Annotated in this window: 15 protein-coding genes, 3 tRNA genes and 1 pseudogene; 14 read left to right on the top strand and 5 right to left on the bottom strand. The window is 53.7% G+C overall.

Going from position 1 to position 17,124, the window contains the following annotated elements; genetic code table 11:
- Positions 1 to 10: 10 nt before the first annotated feature.
- Together rutB and rutA are read right to left on the bottom strand one after the other, a co-directional pair.
- On the bottom strand, positions 11 to 757 hold the full coding sequence (rutB, locus tag EA20_RS0115380) for a pyrimidine utilization protein B (RefSeq protein WP_051516380.1): 747 nt from the start codon (positions 755 to 757) through the stop codon (positions 11 to 13).
- The gene (gene rutA / locus EA20_RS0115385) at positions 757 to 1,848 is read right to left on the bottom strand and encodes a pyrimidine utilization protein A (RefSeq protein WP_024967676.1); all 1,092 of its coding nucleotides are present in this window, start codon (positions 1,846 to 1,848) and stop codon (positions 757 to 759) included. Before rutA ends, rutB begins: the two co-directional genes overlap by 1 nt.
- A 305-nt stretch (positions 1,849 to 2,153) precedes the next feature.
- Between rutA and rutR the strand changes: the two genes are divergently transcribed.
- Positions 2,154 to 2,801 (top strand): HTH-type transcriptional regulator RutR, encoded by a 648-nt coding sequence (rutR, locus tag EA20_RS0115390; protein ID WP_038381723.1) that lies wholly within the window; start codon positions 2,154 to 2,156, stop codon positions 2,799 to 2,801.
- Between the two features lie 28 nt (positions 2,802 to 2,829).
- On the opposite strand, the gene cycA is transcribed toward rutR, so the two are convergent.
- On the bottom strand, positions 2,830 to 4,224 hold the full coding sequence (gene cycA / locus EA20_RS0115395) for a D-serine/D-alanine/glycine transporter (RefSeq protein WP_024967678.1): 1,395 nt from the start codon (positions 4,222 to 4,224) through the stop codon (positions 2,830 to 2,832).
- 195 nt (positions 4,225 to 4,419) lie between these two features.
- Between cycA and EA20_RS0115400 the strand changes: the two genes are divergently transcribed.
- The 3 genes from EA20_RS0115400 (at position 4,420) to EA20_RS0115410 (ending at position 7,544) form a co-directional block, all read left to right on the top strand.
- Entirely contained in the window at positions 4,420 to 5,118 is a 699-nt protein-coding gene (locus EA20_RS0115400) for an extensin family protein (RefSeq protein WP_024967679.1), read from the top strand.
- Between the two features lie 948 nt (positions 5,119 to 6,066).
- On the top strand, positions 6,067 to 6,789 hold the full coding sequence (sdiA, locus tag EA20_RS0115405; protein WP_024967680.1) for a transcriptional regulator SdiA: 723 nt from the start codon (positions 6,067 to 6,069) through the stop codon (positions 6,787 to 6,789).
- 128 nt (positions 6,790 to 6,917) lie between these two features.
- Complete coding sequence (locus EA20_RS0115410; RefSeq protein ID WP_024967681.1) at positions 6,918 to 7,544, top strand: acyl-homoserine-lactone synthase; 627 nt, start codon at positions 6,918 to 6,920, stop codon at positions 7,542 to 7,544.
- Here the strand turns inward: EA20_RS0115410 and EA20_RS0115415 are convergent.
- Both EA20_RS0115415 and EA20_RS0115420 read right to left on the bottom strand, forming a co-directional pair.
- Entirely contained in the window at positions 7,541 to 7,879 is a 339-nt protein-coding gene (locus EA20_RS0115415; RefSeq protein WP_024967682.1) for a GlpM family protein, read from the bottom strand. The two genes, EA20_RS0115410 and EA20_RS0115415, sit on opposite strands and share 4 nt — an antisense overlap.
- 80 nt (positions 7,880 to 7,959) lie before the next feature.
- The gene (locus tag EA20_RS0115420; RefSeq protein ID WP_024967683.1) at positions 7,960 to 8,184 is read right to left on the bottom strand and encodes a DUF2594 family protein; all 225 of its coding nucleotides are present in this window, start codon (positions 8,182 to 8,184) and stop codon (positions 7,960 to 7,962) included.
- A gap of 240 nt (positions 8,185 to 8,424) precedes the next feature.
- Here EA20_RS0115420 and uvrY point away from each other — a divergent pair, with 240 nt between their 5' ends.
- The 10 genes and pseudogenes from uvrY to EA20_RS0115470 all read left to right on the top strand — a co-directional run bounded on the left by uvrY (position 8,425) and on the right by EA20_RS0115470 (position 17,120).
- Positions 8,425 to 9,084 carry a UvrY/SirA/GacA family response regulator transcription factor gene (gene uvrY, locus EA20_RS0115425; RefSeq protein ID WP_024967684.1) on the top strand — a complete coding sequence of 220 codons (660 nt, stop codon included), beginning with the start codon at positions 8,425 to 8,427 and terminating at the stop codon, positions 9,082 to 9,084.
- Positions 9,077 to 10,909, top strand: a complete 1,833-nt coding sequence (gene uvrC / locus EA20_RS0115430) for an excinuclease ABC subunit UvrC (protein WP_024967685.1) — start codon at positions 9,077 to 9,079, stop codon at positions 10,907 to 10,909. The genes uvrY and uvrC overlap by 8 nt, the downstream gene beginning before the upstream one ends.
- A gap of 71 nt (positions 10,910 to 10,980) precedes the next feature.
- Positions 10,981 to 11,529: a CDP-diacylglycerol--glycerol-3-phosphate 3-phosphatidyltransferase gene (pgsA, locus tag EA20_RS0115435; protein WP_024967686.1), complete on the top strand. Its 549-nt coding sequence runs from the start codon at positions 10,981 to 10,983 to the stop codon at positions 11,527 to 11,529.
- A gap of 141 nt (positions 11,530 to 11,670) precedes the next feature.
- Positions 11,671 to 11,746 (top strand) — tRNA-Gly (locus tag EA20_RS0115440).
- A gap of 42 nt (positions 11,747 to 11,788) precedes the next feature.
- Positions 11,789 to 11,862 (top strand) — tRNA-Cys (locus EA20_RS0115445).
- An 11-nt stretch (positions 11,863 to 11,873) separates the two neighbouring features.
- Positions 11,874 to 11,959 (top strand) — tRNA-Leu (locus EA20_RS0115450).
- Positions 11,960 to 12,048: 89 nt separating this feature from the next.
- Positions 12,049 to 12,508, top strand: a pseudogene (locus EA20_RS21125) (lipid kinase); the annotation flags it as partial.
- Between the two features lie 498 nt (positions 12,509 to 13,006).
- Positions 13,007 to 14,647 carry an MFS transporter gene (locus EA20_RS0115460; RefSeq protein WP_051516401.1) on the top strand — a complete coding sequence of 547 codons (1,641 nt, stop codon included), beginning with the start codon at positions 13,007 to 13,009 and terminating at the stop codon, positions 14,645 to 14,647.
- Complete coding sequence (locus EA20_RS0115465) at positions 14,647 to 15,741, top strand: HlyD family secretion protein (protein WP_024967688.1); 1,095 nt, start codon at positions 14,647 to 14,649, stop codon at positions 15,739 to 15,741. The genes EA20_RS0115460 and EA20_RS0115465 overlap by 1 nt, the downstream gene beginning before the upstream one ends.
- Positions 15,741 to 17,120 (top strand): efflux transporter outer membrane subunit, encoded by a 1,380-nt coding sequence (locus tag EA20_RS0115470; protein ID WP_024967689.1) that lies wholly within the window; start codon positions 15,741 to 15,743, stop codon positions 17,118 to 17,120. Before EA20_RS0115465 ends, EA20_RS0115470 begins: the two co-directional genes overlap by 1 nt.
- Positions 17,121 to 17,124: the final 4 nt, after the last annotated feature.

The following is a 17,124-nucleotide window of genomic DNA, read 5'->3' on the forward strand; positions in this document are numbered from 1 at the left end:
CTCCGGGAGTTCAGACCGTATGCGCGAGCGGCGCCGGATGGGTTTGTAAGGCTGAGCAAAACGCTGTGACGTCAGAAACCCAGCCAAAAAACGTTTCAATATTGAAGAGGGCTGCCTGCTGGGCAAAAGCCGGACCGGCCTGATGTGTGGCATCCTCAAGCACAACGCCAAAATACTCCAGGAAAAAGCCATCCCGCAGCGTGGACTCCACGCAGACATTGGTGGCGATGCCGGTAAAGACCAGATGCCTGATCCCCCGGCTGCGCAGCATGCTGTCGAGCGGGGTATGGTAAAAGCCGCTGTAGCGGGGCTTGGGCAGGACAATATCGTCTGGATGCGGCTGTAGCTCATCCACCAGCGCATAATCCCAGCCGCCTTTGGCCAGGAGTTTTCCATCCAGCTCAGGCCTGACGCGCATGGTTTTTAAGGCATTTGATTTATGCCAGTTCGGCGAGCCAGGACCACCCGCTTCCAGGTAACGCTCGTCCCAGCCATTCTGAAACCAGATAATCTGAATGCCTGCCCCACGGGCAGCCTTGACGGCCTGCCTGATGTTTTCAATCACCGGGCGTGTCGCAGAGACATCAAACCCGGCTAAGTCCAGATAGCCGCCTGCGGTGGCATAAGCATTCTGCATATCGACCACGATTAGCGCTGTCTGCGCCGGGGGAAACGTAATGGCTTCCGGACGGGCAGCAAGCGTGATGCTATTTTTAGTGGAAGCGGTCGTACAAACCACACTAGTTGGGCTGCTCATCACGCCACCTCTTTCGTGATATCAAGGATGCCGCTACGGCTTTTCATCAACGGCTGGATGCGTTCACCAAAATCTTCAATTCCCTGCAGGAAATCATCAAAGGTGAGCAGCACGCCTTCCGCGCCCTCGACGGTGGCGACTTCGTCCAGCATACGGGCGACGCTGGCCCAGGAGCCGACCAGCGTGCCCATATTGATATTGACCGCAGAAGTAGGATCGGCCATCTGCCGCACGTTGGTATCGCTGCCTGAGCGTTTGTCCTGCTGGCTTTGGGTGGTCAGCCAGGCAAGCGCCTCTTCATCCGCACCTTCTTTATACAGTTCCCAGCGGGCGCGTGCCGCTTCGTCTGTTTCACCGGCAATAATCATAAACAGCACGTAAGAACCCACGTCACGTCCGGCCTCATCTGCAGCGGCTTTCATCCGGGAGGCGGTAGGGGCGAAAGCAGAAGGCGTATTTACGCCCTTGCCGAAGCAAAAGTTGTAGTCGGCGTGTCTGGCGGAGAACGCCATTCCGGCATCGCTCTGCCCGGCACAGATGACCTTCATCGCTCTTTGCGGCTGAGGACTGACGCGACAGTCGTTCATGGTGAAGAACTCGCCTTTAAGATCGGATTTCCCTGTGCCCCAGAGATCGCGCAGCACGGAGACATATTCCGTCAGATAGTCATAGCGGCGGGAAAAGTACTCATCGCCCGGCCAGATGCCCATCTGGTCATATTCCGGCTTCTGCCAGCCGGTCACGAGATTAACGCCGAAGCGGCCACCGGAGATGGAGTCGATAGTGGAAGCCATGCGCGCCACGATGGCGGGCGGCAGCGTCAGGGTCGCCGCCGTTGCATAGATCTCGATGCGGGAAGTCACGGCAGCCAGGCCCGCCATCAGGGTGAAAGATTCCAGATTATGATCCCAGAACTCAGTTTTACCGCCGAAGCCGCGCAGCTTGATCATCGAGAGCGCGAAATCGAAGTGGTAGTGTTCCGCCTTAAGGACGATTTCTTTATTCAGCTCAAAGGTTGGTTTGTACTGAGGCGCAGTAGTGGAAATTAACCAGCCGTTATTGCCGATAGGAATAAATACACCGATTTTCATAGGGATACCTCTGTATAAGCGTCAATATCGTTATACGCGCTGCGGTGCATCCTGCGGCTTCCTGAAAGCGGCGCTCAGAAGGGTAATTGCAATGGGCGTGCCAGTTTATTAATTGCTAGCAGAGTCAACGAGTTAAGGTTTTTATTCCGGTTTGTTACTGAGCGGCTGGTCTGAAATGGACCATTTGGTAAAAAATATGCACAAAAATCAGGCAGGCTTGTGCCGTTAGCGTGCAGGCATTAATCGGGACGGCGCAAAGCGGTTTTGCTATTCTTTCCGCCACCCTTAAGGATCATGGAGTCACGGTGAGTTCATCCGATCAGTTATCAACTAAGGCCCCAACGCGTCGTGCTCAGGCCGTTGCTGCTAAGCGCAGGGCCATTCTCTCGGCGGCGCTATCGCTCTTCTCCCACTACGGTATCCATGGCACCCGCCTCGACCAGGTGGCCGAAAAGGCAGACGTTTCCAAAACCAATCTTCTCTATTACTTCCCCTCCAAAGAGCTCCTTTATATTGCGGTACTGAAGGAGATACTGGATGTCTGGCTGGCGCCGCTGCGCGCGCTGCGTAACGACCAGCAGCCACTGGAGGCGATCCGGGACTACATCCGGCTCAAGCTTGAAGTGTCACGCGACCATCCTCAGGCCTCCCGGTTATTCTGTATGGAGATGCTGCAGGGCGCACCGCTGCTGAAAGGGGAACTGGAAGGCGATCTGAAAGGGCTGGTGGATGATAAAGCGTCGGTGATTGAAGGCTGGATCACGCAGGGCAAACTAGCCGCCGTGCAGCCGCATCATCTGATTTTTATGCTCTGGGCCACAACGCAGCATTATGCTGATTTCGCCATGCAGGTTGAGGCGGTGACGGGGAAGACGTTAAGCGACGAACGTTTTTTTAATCAGACGGTGGAGAATGTGCAGCGGATGATAATAGAAGGGATCCGCGTCAGGTGAATGGCGGGCCGCAAGGCCCGCACCCGGTTCAGGCTTTTTTACGCTGGCGCAGCCACCAGCCAATGCCCAGCATAATAAACCACAGCGGCGTCACCATTAACGCCTGACGGGTATCCTCCTGCAGCGTCAGCAGCACCAGCACAAAGGCGAAGAACACCATGCATACCCAGCACATCAGTTTGCCCAGCGGCATTTTGTAGTGCGATTCAGCATGCAGCTCAGGGTTTCTTTTTCGGTAGGCGAGATAAGAGCAGAGAATGATCGTCCAGACAAACATAAACAAAATGGCTGAAACCGTGGTCACCAGCGTGAACACCTTCATTACATTCGGGATCAGATAGATCAGCGCAACGCCACCGAGCAGGCAGAGGCAGGAAAAGAACAGGCCTGTGGTCGGGACGGCGCGCCGTGACAGCTGACCGAAGCGACGGTGGGCGACGCCCTGCTGCGACAGGCCATACAGCATACGGCTGGTGGAAAAAATACCGCTGTTAGCGGAAGAGGCCGCCGACGTCAGCACGACGAAGTTAACGATGCTGGCCGCTGCAGGCAGGCCAATCAGCACAAACATTTCAACAAAGGGGCTGCGATCGGCCACCACATGATTCCAGGGCGTAACCGCCATAATGACCAGCAGTGAGAGCACGTAAAACATGATAATGCGCAGCGGGATGGCATTGATGGCCCTCGGCAGCACGGTTTTCGGATCGTGCGTCTCTGCCGCCGCAGTGCCGACCAGTTCAATCCCGACAAAAGCGAATACCGCAATCTGGAAGCCGGCGAAAAAGCCGCTCAGCCCTTTTGGAAACATGCCGCCATGATCCCAGATATTGGAAAGTGATGCTGTACCGCCGCCCGGAGAAGGGTAGTGCATGGCAACCAGCACAATACCGGTCACAATCAGTGCGACGATAGCGACAATTTTAATGATGGCAAACCAGAACTCCATTTCCCCGAACAGTTTCACCGTGGCGATATTCAGCGACAGGAAAACGGCGATACAGAGCAGCGCACTCATCCAGATAGAGAAATTCGGGAACCAGAGCTGGAAGTAGGAGCTGATCGCCACCACATCAGCGATGCCGGTCACCACCCAGCAGAACCAGTAGGTCCAGCCGGTAAAATAGCCCGCCCAGGGGCCAAGCAGATCGGCCGCGAAGTCGCTGAAAGATTTGTATTCAAGGTTTGACAGCAGCAGCTCACCCATGGCGCGCATCACAAAAAACAGCATAAAACCGATGATCATATAGACAAAAATGATCGACGGCCCGGCCAGGCTTATCGTTTTGCCCGAGCCCATAAACAGGCCGGTACCGATAGCACCGCCGATGGCGATCAGCTGAATATGACGATTATGCAGGTTTCGCCGCAGCTCACCCGGCGCTTCCTCCGCGAGAGGCGTAGCTTTTGAATGGTCGACCATTGTGTGGTTCCTGTCCTTAAGTGATGTTATTTAAGCTCTGAAGGCTTTTGAATTGACGCCGAAATCTTAGCGTAAAAGGCCGGGCGAAACAGGTAAAGTTCGGTATAACGGGTTTGATTGCACAAAAACGAGGCTACACTTTTTAACGTCAGACGACTTTGGCATCAGACAGGCACTGCCGGGAGGGAAAAGCGGATGAAAGGATTACTTGCCGTAGCCATAGTGCTTCTGCTGATATTAGCGCTGGTCCCGGTGCTGGAAAAATATCTGCCCTCACCCTGGAATCCATTTACACCGCTTAATGTCACCGATTCACCTACATTCGTGACCCGCTATAAGCTCAAACGCCTGGCTGACGATGCACCGGGTTGTCTGGCGGTATTACAAAAGGCGCAGCAGCAAGGCTACATAAAATTCACCCAGCCACAGCCCGTTACCGGGAACTGTCCACTTTCTGCGCCTGTTCGCGTTTCAAGCTTTGGTGATGTCCGCCTTAGCTCAAGCTTTCTGGCGAGTTGCCCGCTGGCGTTAAGCAGCACGATGTTTGTCGTCCAGGCAGCAAAACCACTCGCTGCGGCTGAGCTAGGTTCGCCGCTGGTTCGTATCGATCATTTTGGCAGCTATGCCTGTAGAAACATCTACCACCGCGCCAAAGGACGACTCAGCGAGCATGCCACCGCCGACGCGCTGGATATTGCTGGCTTCAGGCTGCAAAACGGCGAACGCATTTCGGTGTTGAAAGCCTGGCCGGGTCAGGAAGCGAAATCCCACTGGCTTAAACAGGTTTTCCAGCAGAGCTGTCACTTTTACGGCAATTCACTGGGGCCGGATTATAACGCGGCCCATGCCAATCATTTCCACCTGGGGATGCGGGGTTTTGGCGTATGCCGGTAGTGGCGCGCAAGGCATATTCTTCACCCTCTAAGTGGCTGGGCAGCGCTTTACCCTGGCTGAAACGCAAGCCGCAAACGCATCAGGGATGGCGAGGTCGTAAGCTATCGTCACCAGCAGGGCGCTTACCCCCCGGCTTTTACCATGTCAGCAAAGCCACATTTTCCATAGCCTGGGTTAATTACGTTTCTTTTATTGCAGTATGAACATTTTACGTTGAGCTTTTAAAGAGCAACTGCGACACGCCTGTTTAACGGTTCCGCTGTTGTCTCCTATCCTGCCTTAGAACCTGAAGCATCGTTTTCACCCTATGTCGATAAGATCTCATAAATTAATATTATCAATTCACCCGGCTATTTTTTAAGCGAAAGCATCACCTCTTCTTTGAGCGTACTAAAACAAAATTTCCGATCAAGTTAATGGCGTAATTACTCTCCAGGCGGGGACTCACTTCTGGCTCTCAAACTGAATATTCAGGTCAACATGATCGCATCACGTAACTTTATCTTTCAACAGAAAGGCAAATAGTTAAAAGAACCTGTTTTATATCAATTAAATCAAGGGTGTGTTAATATTTTTGATTGAAAGTTAATGATGTAGCCGGTGAGTTTCATTTAGTTTAGTGAAAAATATCAGGAAAGTTTATCGCTATTATTGCAGTCAAATTTATTGAATATTTTCAGGAAAAATCCTATTCTACTCCGCAAGATGCTACGGGGAATTCCTGTCTGGTCATGGTAGTCCGGCCTGTTACAGTGTCCGGTTGCTAATGTATAGTTGCCTGTCGCCCGCAATTTTCACTGTTCTGTCAACACTATTGGCTGGATGCTATTAAGGTGACCGGCCATGAAGCGTGTTACATCATTAAATTAGCGGAACGTATTGTCTGTCTGGCCCCTTATCGGGAACAGTATTAATAACGAAAAATTCCCCTGATCCGGCGAGGCGTAAATGGCATCTGACAACTACTTTTGCTGGCGTAATGAGATGGAGTCGGCGTTGCTCCCTCTCACCGAGCCGGCTCAGGTGATGGCGGTCGTTGAGCAGCAGACAGCGAAGTTAGGCTTCGATTTTTATGCATTCTATATCCGTCATCCCGTGCCTTTTACCCGGCCAAAGGTGTTTATTAAGACGAATTATCCCAGCAAGTGGTTGAAAACCTACGAGAAAGAACAATATGAAAAGATAGACCCGGTCATCACCTATTGTCAGACGCCGGGGAAACAATTGCTCTGGAATGATGAAATTGCCCGGGAAGGGAGTAGAGTGTTTGACGCAGCCAAAGAGTTTGGCATCTGCTCAGGCTTTTCATGTTCGGGTATGGCGAAAAACAGAGCCATTGGCATACTTTCCATGGCGTCGGGAAAGCCGTTTGAAAATATCGAGTTAAAGCAGGAAACCCAGCTCAAAATGCAGCATCTTGTGGTGCTGTTGTTAGAGGCCTTACAGCGGGTCAGGGATATTTCAATGACCGTGGTGGATATGGAACTCAGTCCGCGTGAGCGCGAAATTTTGCAGTGGACCGCCGAGGGGAAAACCTCCGCTGAAACCGCACTGATTTTGTCTATTTCAGAGAACACGGTTAATTTTCACCAGAAAAACATGCAAAAAAGGTTTAACGCTCCAAACAGAACTCAACTTGCTGCTTATGCTGCTGCAATAGGGCTGCTCTGAGCAAGGCGCAACTACCATATTTAGTAGTTTCGTATTGATAACCGGTTGTCTACCCTGCGCCCAGGGTGGATAACCCCGATTGGGCCGTGAGGAGCGGCGTTCACGAGGGAATGCGAAGGGGTTCAATGATGAAGATAATCCAGACCAGGCTGAAGGATATGCCATCCTCTTTACTGGCAGAATTAGGTAGCTATCGCTACAGCGTGTTCGCGCGCGGTGAGGGCTGGTCTATCCCCTCCAGACTGAGTACACCGGGACAGGAATATGACCGGTTTGACCGTTCCGACGTCATCTGGCTGATCGCCTGGACGGCGCAGCAGGGCATTTGCGGCTGTGCAAGATTGATGCAGTGGCAGGAGCCTGTCACCACCGCTGAGCCCCAGCCTCGTCAGCAAAAAGATCAGGCACTCTCCCCAATTTGGGAAATGTCGCGTTTTTCCGCCAAACTGGACGTCGATCCTGAACTGCCGTTAGCCATTCTCTGGCACAGCGTACAGTTAGCCGAACTCTCAGGCATCGACTATCTCTACAGCGCTGCAACGCCGATGCTTGAGCAAATGTTTGAACATCATCAGGTGCTTTACGAGCCGCTGTCTGCCGGGGTTATTCAGTCTGAAGATAATCTGTTTGCTGTCAGAATCCCCGTCAGGCAGCCTCATCTGGCGGATAAATTTCGCGGCGCGCGTCGCTTCAGTCCCGAAGAAGTCCTTCCCACCCTTGGCGTCTCCGTAAGCTGGAATAGCCGGGGCCGTTAGCCCTGCCATCTGGCCCACAGCGTAATCAGCAGCCAGGCAGCGAGGCACCAGCAGGCCACGCCGCTGGCCAGTGCCCAGGAAAGGCGCATCATACCGACAAAATACCACAGCGAAAGTAGATAAATAAAATAGGGAACGATCGCCCACATGCCGAAGATAATGGTGGTTCTGAGCGCGTCAACCCCGCGCTCGCTGGCAACAATATAGTGGGCGATAAGGGCAAACGTCGGGAAAAGAGGCAGCAAGCCAGCGATATAATAATTGCGGGTTTTGGATAAAATCCCTATCAGCACAACCACCAGCGCACCCAGCGCTGCTTTGATTAATAAGCCCATTGTTCTCTTCAGCCTGAAAAAAAAGTTACCTTGTTCCAGTAAAGAGAGAAAATCAATGGGCGCTGCAGGATAAAGCCGGTTTACTGACGATAGGCCTGTTTGATCTGGCTGATGGTATCGCTGAATACTTCGGCCTGACGTTCATCGGTCAACTGGGCGATATACTTTTCCATATTGATGATCACTTTACCCGCATCTGCCTGACCCATACCCTTAAGCATAAACGTCACCAGCGCCTTCATACAGGCCATCTCTTCGGCCAGCGTTTTTGTCTCTTGACTGGTTGAAAAATCAGTATCGCTCATGATGACTCCTGTTTACTTAATCAACGTTGCTGACCCCTGTAGAGCCAGAAAAATACCTAAACTGATGACAAGTATACCACACAAGCCTTACCAAAAAGCGACGCATACGAGGCTGAAAATAATAGATTCCCCCGGCAACTGTCCATTTTTTCTGTTCATTCGCTGCCGGAAAAGAGGTAAGATCGCAGGCCAGGAATATGTCCTGAAGGCCCCTGGTAACCCCCATTTGGAGAGACCTGTTTGATAAGCGTTCTTCTTGTTGATGACCATGAACTCGTCCGCGCAGGAATTCGCCGCATACTGGAAGATATTAAAGGTTTTCAGGTGGTGGGTGAGGCAAGCTGCGGCGAAGAGGCGGTGAAGTGGTGCCGTACCAACAGCGTTGATGTCGTGTTGATGGATATGAATATGCCGGGCATTGGCGGTCTGGAAGCCACACGTAAAATCGTACGTTACTCGCCTGACATCAAAATCATCATGCTAACCATTCATACCGAGAACCCGCTACCGGCCAGGGTTATGCAGGCGGGGGCAGCAGGTTATCTCAGCAAAGGCGCCGCCCCGCAGGAAGTGGTTAACGCCATCCGTTCGGTCAATGCCGGTCAGCGCTATATTGCGTCCGATATCGCTCAGCAAATGGCGCTCAGCCAGATTGAACCGCAAAAAACAGAATCTCCCTTCGAGAGTTTGTCGGAACGGGAATTACAGATTATGCTGATGATTACCCGGGGTCAGAAAGTGTCAGAAATTTCTGAAAGACTAAATCTGAGTCCGAAAACCGTCAACAGCTACCGTTATCGCATGTTCAGCAAGCTCAATATTAGCGGCGACGTTGAGCTGACCCATCTGGCCATCCGACATGGCTTGTTTAATCCGGAGTCAATAATCAGCAGTGAATGATGTTTTTGATGCAAAATCCTTTCTTAACACGGTCACCAGCCAGCCAGGCGTTTATCGCATGTATGATGCTGGCGAGACGGTTATTTACGTTGGTAAAGCGAAGGATCTGAAAAAACGCCTGTCGAGCTACTTTCGCGGTAACCTTTCCAGCCGCAAAACGGAAGCGCTGGTCGACAGTATCCGGCATATTGATGTAACGGTAACCCACACCGAAACCGAAGCGCTGCTGCTCGAACACAACTACATCAAGCTTTATCAGCCGCGATATAACGTGCTGCTGCGCGATGACAAATCCTATCCCTATATCTTTCTGAGCGGTGACGAGCATCCGCGCCTCGCCAGCCACCGTGGCGCCAAACAGGCCAAAGGAGAGTATTTCGGCCCTTTCCCGAATGGGTACGCGGTACGGGAAACGCTCTCGCTGTTGCAAAAAATCTTTCCTATACGCCAGTGTGAAAACAGCGTCTACCGCAACCGCTCCAGGCCCTGTCTGCAGTATCAGATTGGCCGCTGTCTTGGCCCTTGCGTGGCGGGACTGGTCTCGGAAGAGGAATATGCTCAGCAGGTTGCGTGGGTAAGGCTGTTCCTGGCCGGTAAAGACGATCAGGTACTGAACCAGCTGGTAGAGCGGATGGAGGCGGCCAGCCGCGAGCTGAAATTTGAGGAAGCAGGGCGCTTACGCGATCAGATCCAGGCCGTTCGCCGCGTCACGGAAAGACAGTTCGTCTCCAATAACGGTGAAGATATTGATGTCATAGGCGTGGCCTTTGATGCCGGTATGGCCTGCCTGCACGTACTGTTTATCCGACAGGGAAAAGTCCTCGGCAGCCGCAGTTATTTTCCTAAAGTCCCCGGCGGTACCGATCTGGCGGAAGTCGTGCAGACTTTCGTTGGACAGTTTTATCTTCAGGGGAGTCAGGCGCGGACGTTACCTTCAGATATTCTGCTGGACTTCACCCTGCCTGAAAAAGATCTGCTGGCCGACTCACTGACCGGACTGGCAGGAAGAAAAGTCACGATCCAGAACAAACCGCGCGGCGATCGCGCCCGCTACCTTAAGCTGGCCCGCACTAACGCCAGTACGGCGCTGGTCAGCCGCCTGTCGCAGCAGTCAACGATCCATCAGCGGCTTAAAGCGCTGGCTGAGATGCTTAAGCTACCGGAAATCCGCCGTATGGAGTGCTTTGATATCAGCCATACGATGGGCGAGCAGACTATCGCTTCCTGCGTGGTGTTCGACAGCAACGGTCCTTTACGCTCAGAATACCGTCGCTACAACATTACCGGGATTACGCCTGGGGATGACTATGCCGCCATGAATCAGGTGCTGCGTCGTCGCTACGGTAAAGCGCTGGAGGAGAGCAAGATTCCGGACCTGATCCTCATTGATGGCGGTAAAGGTCAGCTGAGCCAGGCGAAACAGGTATTTGCTGAACTGGATGTTAGCTGGGATAAATCCCGGCCGATCCTGCTCGGGATCGCCAAAGGAACAGATCGCAAGGCGGGGCTGGAAACGCTCTTTTTCGAGCCGGAAGGCGAAGGCTTCTCGCTGCCGCCGGATTCACCTGCGCTGCATGTTATTCAGCATATCCGTGATGATTCTCATAACCATGCCATTACGGGACACCGTAATAAGCGCGCCAAGGTCAAAAATACCAGCGCGCTGGAGAGTATTGAAGGCATCGGACCGAAACGACGCCAGCAGCTGCTCAAATATATGGGTGGCCTTCAGCCTTTAATGAATGCCTCGGTGGATGAGATTGCGAAGGTCCCTGGCATTTCTCATGCGCTGGCAGAGAAAATCTTTTATTCGCTGAAACACTAAGCATTGCAACGCCTGGGGCAATGTAGGAACATAGAGACAAATTCCACTCAGGCCAGACAGTTAGCGTATCTATGCATTTTAATATTCCGACGTTGCTTACCCTGTTTCGAGTCTTTCTGATCCCGTTCTTTGTGCTGGCGTTCTATCTGCCATTTCACTGGGCGCCCCTGGCCTGCGCACTGATTTTTATCGTCGCTGCTGTGACTGACTGGTTCGACGGCTATCTGGCGCGGCGCTGGAAGCAGACCACCCGCTTTGGCGCCTTTCTTGATCCGGTAGCCGATAAGGTTATGGTCGCGATGGCGCTGGTGCTGGTGGCGGAACATTTTCACTCCTGGTGGATTACCTTACCGGCCGCCACGATGATCGCCCGTGAAATAATTATTTCTGCGCTTCGGGAGTGGATGGCCGAAATAGGTAAGCGGAGTAGCGTGGCGGTCTCCTGGATTGGCAAAGTAAAAACAACCGCCCAGATGATGGCGCTCTTTGCTCTGCTATGGCGTTATGACAGCATGGTTGTTGGCATTGGCGTGGTGGCGCTGTATGTGGCGGCGGTGCTGACCTTCTGGTCAATGTTCCAGTATCTCAGCGCCTCACGCGCCGATTTGTTCGAACGGTGATCGATGCGATTTAAAAAGCAGCAAACGAGCGGGCGGCGAGGATAATTTTATTGACTCATTGCTTCATGTCAGTAGAATGCAACGCATCGAAAGGCAGCCGGTCTGCCAGAAGATAAAGTAAATCAGCAGGTTCTGCTGAAGGCGGGAATAGCTCAGTTGGTAGAGCACGACCTTGCCAAGGTCGGGGTCGCGAGTTCGAGTCTCGTTTCCCGCTCCAGATTTTAGTTATCAGGTAAGCCTGATAGCAGAGCAGTATTAAGGCGCGTTGGCAGAGTGGCCATGCAGCGGATTGCAAATCCGTGAACCTCGGTTCGACTCCGGGACGCGCCTCCACTTTACACCCTGCCCGGGTGGTGAAATCGGTAGACACAAGGGATTTAAAATCCCTCGGCTTATGGCTGTGCGGGTTCAAGTCCCGCCCCGGGCACCACGCTTTGACTACCGATTAAAACAAATAAAAACAAGCACATTGTGCAATGTCGTCGAACCGCCCAGGGGCGGTTTTTTTGTGCCTGAATTTTGTCATTCAACGTCGCCAGTATCGGGTTTTCCGCCTCGCTGGCAAAAAAACTGACTGCAGAATCCAAAAAGCGCTGGGGTGTGCTGGGCTATGCGTTGCCGCCGCCTGGCTTTTCAGGCAAAACCGCCCGTTCAGCATGACGCTTGAGCATTAAGGCCACCGGGAAAAGATAAAAACCGTTCAGCTTTCGGTAGGCAACGGCCGCTTTTATGGCGGCGGTATGGCGATTGAGCGTGCCGCCCGGCCAGATGATCTACAGCTTGATGTATACAGTCTTAAACTGGATCACGGGTGGGAGATGGTGGCCTGCGTAAAGGGACGCAAGGTAGCTGGAAGAAGGTGAGGGCGTTTCCTGCCACAGAACTGCAAGTGACAACCCGCCGGTCGCACAGTATCAACGCAGACAGTGAAATCATAGGTCAGACGCCGGCGCATATTTCGATACGCCGGCGGCAGTGACCGTTTATGCGCCCTGATCTTTTCTGACGCGGTCAGTAATGAAAGCCAGATGTTCCTGCATGCTGGACGATATTTCATGTCACGGCCGCTTCCCATCGTCTATTATCCCTGTTTATAATCCCCATCGCTAATTAGTAAGCATCATTATTATAAGGCCCCTATCTTTTGACCGAGGGAGACGTATTTGAATCGCCAGCTTGAACGCATTCCCCATGGCGGGGGCCGAAAGGCAAAAAGCCGGTTAAGGGAAAGTGAATTCGGGCCGCAACCGTTCCCGTTATTGAATGTGGTAGAGCTAAAAATGGGATATCCAGGGAAGGTGACAGATTGTCAGAATTCGCTGAACAGGGCTGCGGTGTCCGTTAATCTACTCTTTGCCACAAGCGTCTGTCACGGTATTGCGCGACTGCAACGCTTACTGGTCAGGCCTTAATCTGCGTGGGTACAAACCGTCCCGATCCTTATGCGCCGCGTGAGTGGGCCGCCGGTGAAAAGCCGATGCTTCCCGGTTCACCCTCCACGCCACAGCATCCCAGTCACAAGCGTATCGCTTTTGGCATTATTGGCCTGTTGATTTCGATTACCGGCGCGCTCAGTAACGCGCTGGTGACGGCCAATATTACCAACCTGCAGGGGGTTTTCGGGGCCTACAGCAACGAAATTGCCTGGCTGCCGGCGGTTTATGTGATGGGCAATATCTCAATCAATCTGCTGCTGGTGAAGTTCCGCCAGCAGTTTGGCCTGCGCGCTTTTACTGAAGCCTTCCTGGTACTGTACGTGCTGGTCTCTTTTTTCCATTTGCTGGTTAACGATCTCAACTCCGCCATCATCGTGCGCGCAGCTCACGGCATGGTCGGCGCGGCGTTGAGTTCCCTGGGCATCTATTATCAGGTGCAGGCCTGGCCAGCCAGACACCGGCTGAAGGCGCTCACCATTGGCCTTGGTGCTTCCCAGCTGGCGATACCGCTGGCTCGCCTTTTTTCGACCGGGCTGCTTCAGCTTGACCAGTGGCGCGGTCTTTATCTCTTTGAACTCGGGCTGGCGATGATCTGCCTTGGTGGTGTGCTGATGCTGAAACTGCCGCCCGGCGATCGTATGAAAGTTTTTGAGAAAAAAGACTTTATTACTTTCCTGTTAATGGCGCCGGGAATGGCGCTGTTCTGCGCGGTACTCTCGCTTGGACGCATTGAGTGGTGGAGCAGTACGCCATGGCTGGGCGTTGCGCTGGCGCTGGGGCTGGTGCTCGTCGTCGCGGCGGTCGTGCTGGAGCATAACCGCAGTAACCCGCTGATTAACACCCGCTGGCTCGGCACCGGGGCGATATTCCGTTTCGGCATCGTGATGATTATGCTGCGCGTTACCCTCGCGGAGCAGAATACCGGGGCAATTGGCTATCTGCAGCAGGTTGGATTGCTCAACGATCAGATGCAGTATCTGGCGCTGGCTATCCTCGCGGGCGTCGCCTCAGGCATTATCGTCAGCGCGCTTACCATCAACGTCAAACATCTGAGCTGGCCGATAGTGGTGTCGCTGCTGTTAATCATGATCGCGTCACTGATGGATGCGCAATCCAGCCCGCTGACCCGTGCTAACAATATGTATTTCAGCCAGTTTTTACTCGGCTTTAGCAGCACATTTTTTATTGCCCCGGCCATGCTGCTTAATATTGGCAGCGTGGTGTCGCAGCCGAAAAATCTGGTCAGCCTGGTGGTGCTCTTCGGGATGAGCCAGAATCTGGGAGGACTGGCGGGATCGGCGCTGTTAGGGACTTTCCAGACCTTACGTGAAAAATTTCATGCCAGCGTGATTGGCGATCATCTCTCCCTGCTTGATCCCAATGTCACCGAGCGGCTGGCGCAGTACACCAATCTCTTCAGCAGCCTTTTATACGGCGACGCCACGCTTCGCGGTGCGCAGGGAACCGTACAGCTTCAGGCTATGGCGACGCTGCAGGCAAACGTACTCGCCTGGAACGACACTTATCTGCTGACAGCCGGTATGGCCTTTGTCACGCTTGTCTGGGTGCTGTGGCGCTTATCGCGCCTGCGTTATCTCAACTGGCAGCAGGCGAAACGGGATGCGGAAGCAGAGCAGCGGGCAATGCAACATACGACTTCGACGATCGGTAGGGAGAAATAATGAGCCAGCAGGAACAAAGCCAACTGAATGAGCGCGAGCGGAATAATAAGCTGCGAATTTTGTCCGTCGCGTTTGGCGCAGGAATCGCTGTCGTTGGCGTACTGATTATCCTTTATGCGTGGCAGCTTCCGCCGTTCACCAGCCAGATACAAACAACGGAAAATGCCTACGTGCGCGGCCAGGTGACTTTTATCAGTCCGCAGGTCAACGGTTATGTTACCGCGGTTAAGGTACTTGACTACCAGCCGGTGAAGAAAGGCGACGTGATGATGACTATCGATGACCGAATCTACCGGCAGCGGGTGCATCAGGCGCAGGCGCAGTTAGCGATGAAAAAAGCGATGCTGGCGAATAACGTTCAGCAACGCCGCAGTGCGGAAGCGGTGATCTCGCGCAATAAAGCCATTCTGGCTAATGCCAAAGCACAGGCGACAAAAAGCCAGCTGGATCTTAAGCGTGTCGAAAATCTGGTGTCGGATGGGTCGCTGTCAGTACGTGAACGCGATGCGGCCAGAGCCAGCTACAGCCAGACCATGGCAGACGTCCAGCAGGCAACCGCCACGCTGGAGGTTTCCCGTCAGGATCTGCAAAGCGTCATCGTCAATAACGATGCGCTCAGGGCGGATGTGGCCAGCGCCGAAGCCGCACTGGAACTGGCACAGATCGATCTCGATAACACTGTTATCCATGCGCCACGGGACGGACAGCTGGGTCAGATCGCGGTGCGGCAGGGTGCCTACGTTACGGCGGGCGCAAGGCTGACCTCGCTGGTGCCTCAGCAGTTGTGGATCATTGCGAATATGAAAGAGACGCAGATGGCGCATATCACGCCAGGACTGCCCGTTACCTTTACCGTGGATGCGCTGAACGATCAACGCTTCGACGGCAAAGTAGAATATATCTCGCCGGCGGCCGGATCGGAGTTCAGCGCCATTTCGCCGGACAACGCCACGGGAAATTTTGTCAAAATTGCGCAGCGTATTCCGGTACGCATCAGCATCACCAGCCCGAACACGGCGGATCTCCGGCCAGGAATGTCCGTGGAGGTCAGTATTGATACCGCAGCAGCCTCTGAAACCGGGGAGGAGAAGTGATGCGCTTGTCGGTAGCGTTAACGGCGGTAACGCTGGCTGCTATCCTGAGCGGCTGCGCAACAGAAGTGGATAAAGCGCCCGGCTCGCTGCCAATACCCGTTGCATGGCGTGATAAAGTCGGCCCCACTTCGCCCGTCGAAGCTGACTGGTGGCAGGGTTTTGGCGACGACAGCCTTAACCGGCTGGTCGATCAGGCGTTGCAAAATAATCTGGATATTCTGACAGCGCGCTCCCGCGTCGACCAATACCGGGCAGAACTGCGTGCGGCGCTGGGCGATAATTTTCCGACGCTTGATGCCGGCGTTGCGGCTACCCGCGCCCGCTCGCTCTCAGCGGCCACCGGTCAGCCGCGCGAGGGCGCGGTATTTCAGGGCCAGCTTCAGGCCAGCTACGAGGTGGATCTCTGGGGAGCGCGCAGCAACAGTATTGAGGCGGCGAATGCCTCCCTTGCCGCGCAGCAGGCGGCAGCTTCCGCCGCAGAACTGACGGTGGCCAGCTCAGTGGCCTCAGGTTATATGACGTTGATCTCACTTGATGAACAACTCCGCGTCACCGAAGCCACGCTCGCATCGCGCGCCAATTCACTGAAGCTGGCACGTCGGCAGTTCGAAACGGGCTACACTTCCAAACTTGAATGGCTTCAGTCGGAGTCAGAGTATCAGACCGCCAAAGCACAAATTCCGGTCCTGCAGCACCAAATTGCCCGCCAGGAGAATGCACTCAGTATTCTGGTCGGTATGAATCCGCGCAAGATCGCCCGACAGAGCCACTTTGATCACGTCGCGCCGCAAAAATTGCCTTCGGTTCTGCCATCTGAATTACTGCAACGCCGGCCAGACATCGTTCAGGCTGAAAATGCGCTTCTGGCCTCTGATGCTTCTCTTGCCGCCTCGCGTGCGCGGCTGCTGCCTTCACTTAATCTCACCGCCAGCGGGACGCTGCAAAGTGGGGTGTTGCACCAGCTGGTGGATAACCCTTTTCGTCTCTGGAGTCTCGGCGGCAGCGTGCTGGCCCCTTTACTCAACCGGGAGGCGCTTACGGCGCAGGTGGATGTGGCAATGGCTTCCCGCAATCAGGCGCTTTACGGCTATGAAAAAGTGGTACGCAACGCCTTCAGCGAAGTCAATGACGATCTGGATGCCATCAACCGCTATCAGCAGCAGCTGACAGAACTGCTTGAACAGGAAAACGTTGTCAGCGAAGCACTCCATATAGCACGTAACCGCTACCGGAACGGTTATGCTTCCTACCTTGATGAACTGGACGCCCAGCGTTTACTTTTTAATACGCAGCTGAATCTGGTGCAGGTTAAAAATAATCTGTTGCTGGCCCAAATCGATCTCTACCGTGCGCTTGGCGGCGGCTGGAAGCCAGAATAACCGG

The sequence above is a fragment of the Pantoea sp. IMH genome (genome assembly GCF_000599885.1).
Lineage (GTDB): Bacteria > Pseudomonadota > Gammaproteobacteria > Enterobacterales > Enterobacteriaceae > Erwinia.

Bases quoted from the DNA above. Each gene is read 5' to 3' on its own strand.
- sdiA (WP_024967680.1), top strand. From the start codon at position 6,067: ATGGCATCTGACAACTACTTTTGCTGGCGTAATGAGATGGAGTCGGCG.
- EA20_RS0115410 (WP_024967681.1), top strand. From the start codon at position 6,918: ATGAAGATAATCCAGACCAGGCTGAAGGATATGCCATCCTCTTTACTG.
- EA20_RS0115460 (WP_051516401.1), top strand. From the start codon at position 13,007: ATGCTTCCCGGTTCACCCTCCACGCCACAGCATCCCAGTCACAAGCGT.
- EA20_RS0115400 (WP_024967679.1), top strand. From the start codon at position 4,420: ATGAAAGGATTACTTGCCGTAGCCATAGTGCTTCTGCTGATATTAGCG.
- EA20_RS0115465 (WP_024967688.1), top strand. From the start codon at position 14,647: ATGAGCCAGCAGGAACAAAGCCAACTGAATGAGCGCGAGCGGAATAAT.
- EA20_RS0115420 (WP_024967683.1), bottom strand. From the start codon at position 8,184: ATGAGCGATACTGATTTTTCAACCAGTCAAGAGACAAAAACGCTGGCC.
- rutB (WP_051516380.1), bottom strand. From the start codon at position 757: ATGAGCAGCCCAACTAGTGTGGTTTGTACGACCGCTTCCACTAAAAAT.
- rutA (WP_024967676.1), bottom strand. From the start codon at position 1,848: ATGAAAATCGGTGTATTTATTCCTATCGGCAATAACGGCTGGTTAATT.
- pgsA (WP_024967686.1), top strand. From the start codon at position 10,981: ATGCATTTTAATATTCCGACGTTGCTTACCCTGTTTCGAGTCTTTCTG.
- cycA (WP_024967678.1), bottom strand. From the start codon at position 4,224: ATGGTCGACCATTCAAAAGCTACGCCTCTCGCGGAGGAAGCGCCGGGT.
- EA20_RS0115470 (WP_024967689.1), top strand. From the start codon at position 15,741: ATGCGCTTGTCGGTAGCGTTAACGGCGGTAACGCTGGCTGCTATCCTG.
- EA20_RS0115415 (WP_024967682.1), bottom strand. From the start codon at position 7,879: ATGGGCTTATTAATCAAAGCAGCGCTGGGTGCGCTGGTGGTTGTGCTG.